Origin of the sequence: Pseudomonas plecoglossicida NBRC 103162 = DSM 15088, assembly GCF_000730665.1 — a bacterium.
Taxonomy (GTDB): domain Bacteria; phylum Pseudomonadota; class Gammaproteobacteria; order Pseudomonadales; family Pseudomonadaceae; genus Aquipseudomonas; species Aquipseudomonas plecoglossicida.
Window position 1 is genome coordinate 1 of the sequence record NZ_BBIV01000086.1, and the last position, 2715, is coordinate 2715.

Genomic DNA, 2715 nt, shown 5'->3' on the forward strand with positions numbered 1-2715 from the left:
GCCGGCGATGAGGCCGGTACTGCCTCAGCTGGCTTCGCGGTAGGGATTACGCGGATCCTGCGTCCAGTTCAGGTAAGGCTTGCCAGTATCCTGCGCCACCATCTCGATGCAGTTCTCCACCGGGCAGGTGATCTGGCACAGGTTGCAGCCCACGCATTCTTCCTCGATCACGCTGTAGGCATGGGTCCCGTCGGCCTTCAGCGTACTGGCGATGGCCTGGTGCGAAGTATCTTCACAGGCAATATGACAACGCCCGCAGCCTATGCACGCGTCCTGGTCGATCTGCGCCACCGACTTGTAGTTGATGTCCAGGTACTTCCAGTCGGTGGTATGGGCCACCGCCTGCCCGCGGAAGGCCTCCAGGTTGCGGTGCCCGTGCTGGTCCATCCAGCGTGCCAGGCCATCCTGCATGTCCTCGACAATGCGAAAACCATGCAACATCGCCGCCGTGCACACCTGCACTGCGCCACTGCCCAGGGCGATGAACTCGGCCGCATCACGCCAGTTGCCGATCCCGCCGATGCCGCAGATGGGCAAGCCATGGGTTTGCGGGTCGCGGGCGATCTCGGCGACCATGTTCAGGGCGATGGGTTTTACCGCCGAGCCACAGTAGCCGCCGTGGGTGCTTTGATCGCCGACGATCGGGTGGGCGACCATGCGGTCGAGGTCGACGCTGGTGATCGAGTTGATGGTGTTGATCAACGACACCGCATCCGCCCCGCCGCGGTGGGCCGCGCGAGCCGACTGGCGGATGTCGGTGATGTTCGGCGTGAGCTTGACGATCACTGGCAACGAGCAGTGCGTCTTGCACCAGCGGGTGACCATCTCGACGTATTCGGGCACCTGGCCGACTGCGGCGCCCATGCCCCGCTCGGGCATGCCGTGGGGGCAGCCGAAGTTCAGTTCGATGCCGTCGGCGCCGGTGGCTTCCACCAGCGGCAGGATGAACTTCCATGATGCTTCCTCGCACGGCACCATCAGCGACACCACCAGTGCACGGTCGGGCCAGTCCTTCTTCACCTGGGTGATTTCACGCAGGTTGATTTCCAGCGAACGGTCGGTGATCAGCTCGATGTTGTTGATGCCCTGCACCTGGCGGTTGGCGCCGTAGTGCGCCGAGTAGCGCGACGACACGTTGACCGCTGCCGGGTCCTCGCCCAGGGTTTTCCAGACCACCCCACCCCAGCCGGCCTCGAAGGCGCGGACCACGTTGTAGGCCTTGTCGGTCGGCGGCGCGGAGGCCAGCCAGAACGGGTTGGGTGCCTTGATACCGGCGAATACGATGGACAAGTCGGCCATTTACGCTGCCTCCACGTTGAGCATGAGTTGGGCATGGATGGCTTCGGCGGCCAGCTTGCCATGTTGCACGGCCTGGACGGTGAGGTCCTGGCCCAGGGCGGTGCAGTCGCCGCCGGCGTACACGCCTGGCAGGCTGGTGCGCATGTCGGTGTCGACGCGGATGCGTTCGCCGTCGCGCGCCAGTTGCGCGGCCATGGGGTCGCTCAGGCTCTGCTCGTCGAAGCGTTGGCCGATGGCCTTGAAGATGGCGTCGGCGGCCAGCTCGAAGGTTTCCCCGGTATCGCGCAGGTTGCCCTCGACCCGTTCGGTGCGCGCGAAACGCATGCCGCGTACCCGGCCATCGTCGCCCAGCAGCACGCTGTCGGGGCGGGCCCAGGTATGCAGGCGGACCTGGTTGGCCTTGGCGATGTCCTGCTCGTGGCCGGTGGCACCCATGTCTTCGTGGCCGCGGCGGTACACCAGGTTGACGTCGCGTGCGCCCAGGCGGCTCATCTGCACGGCCATGTCGATGGCGGTGTTGCCTGCGCCGATGACCAGGCAGCGGTCGGCCAACGGCAGTTGCGTGAGGTCGTCGGCCTGGCGCAGTTCTCGGATGTAATGGGTGGCGGCGAGCAGGCCAGGGGCTTCTTCGTCCGCCAGGCCAAGCTGGCGCACGGCGTTCAGGCCCAGGCCGAGGAACACCGCGTCGTACTGGTCGCGCAGCTCGGCCAGGCCAAGGTTGCCGCCCAGGCGCTGGCCGTGACGGATCTCGATGCCGCCGATACCCAGCAGGAAATCCACTTCGCGCTGGGCAAAGTCGTCCACCAGCTTGTAGCGGGCGATGCCGTACTCGTTGAGGCCGCCGGCCTTTTCGCTGGCTTCGAACACCACCACGTCATGGCCGTGCATGGCCAGGCGATGGGCGCAGGACAACCCGGCGGGGCCGGCACCGACCACGGCGATGCATTTGCCGGTGGCGGGCGAGCGCTGGAACGGGTGTTCGCTGAAAGCCGCGTTGTCGAGTGCGTAGCGCTGCAGCTGGCCGATCAGCACCGGGGCGCATTCCTGGGCGTTGTTGCGCACGCAGGCCTGCTGGCAGAGGATCTCGGTGGGGCACACGCGGGCGCAGCTACCGCCGAGAATGTTGGCCGACAGGATGCGTTCGGCGGCGCCCTGCAGGTTTTCGTCGCTGATGCGGTGAATGAACGAAGGGATGTCGATTTCGCTCGGGCAGGCGTTCACGCAGGGGGCGTCGTAGCAATACAGACAACGGGCGCTTTCCACGGCGGCCTGGCGGGCGGTGAGGGGCGGGGCGAGGTCGCTGAATTGCTCGGCCAGCGAGTCGTTGCCGGCACGGGGGCGCGGCAAGTGGTTCAGGGCATCGATCACGGTTGTAGCCTCTCTTTTTTTATAGGGGGCTGGTGTTGGGCCTGATCG

The 2715-nt window shown here is 66.1% G+C and carries 2 protein-coding genes; both read right to left on the minus strand.

The window, feature by feature from the left end; translation table 11 throughout:
* Positions 1 to 24: 24 nt before the first annotated feature.
* Entirely contained in the window at positions 25 to 1299 is a 1275-nt protein-coding gene (preA, locus tag PPL01S_RS24170) for an NAD-dependent dihydropyrimidine dehydrogenase subunit PreA (RefSeq protein WP_028626260.1), read from the minus strand.
* Entirely contained in the window at positions 1300 to 2667 is a 1368-nt protein-coding gene (locus tag PPL01S_RS24175) for an NAD(P)-dependent oxidoreductase (RefSeq protein WP_016392745.1), read from the minus strand.
* Positions 2668 to 2715 lie beyond the last annotated feature (48 nt).

Bases quoted from the DNA above. Each gene is read 5' to 3' on its own strand.
- preA (WP_028626260.1), bottom strand. From the start codon at position 1,299: ATGGCCGACTTGTCCATCGTATTCGCCGGTATCAAGGCACCCAACCCG.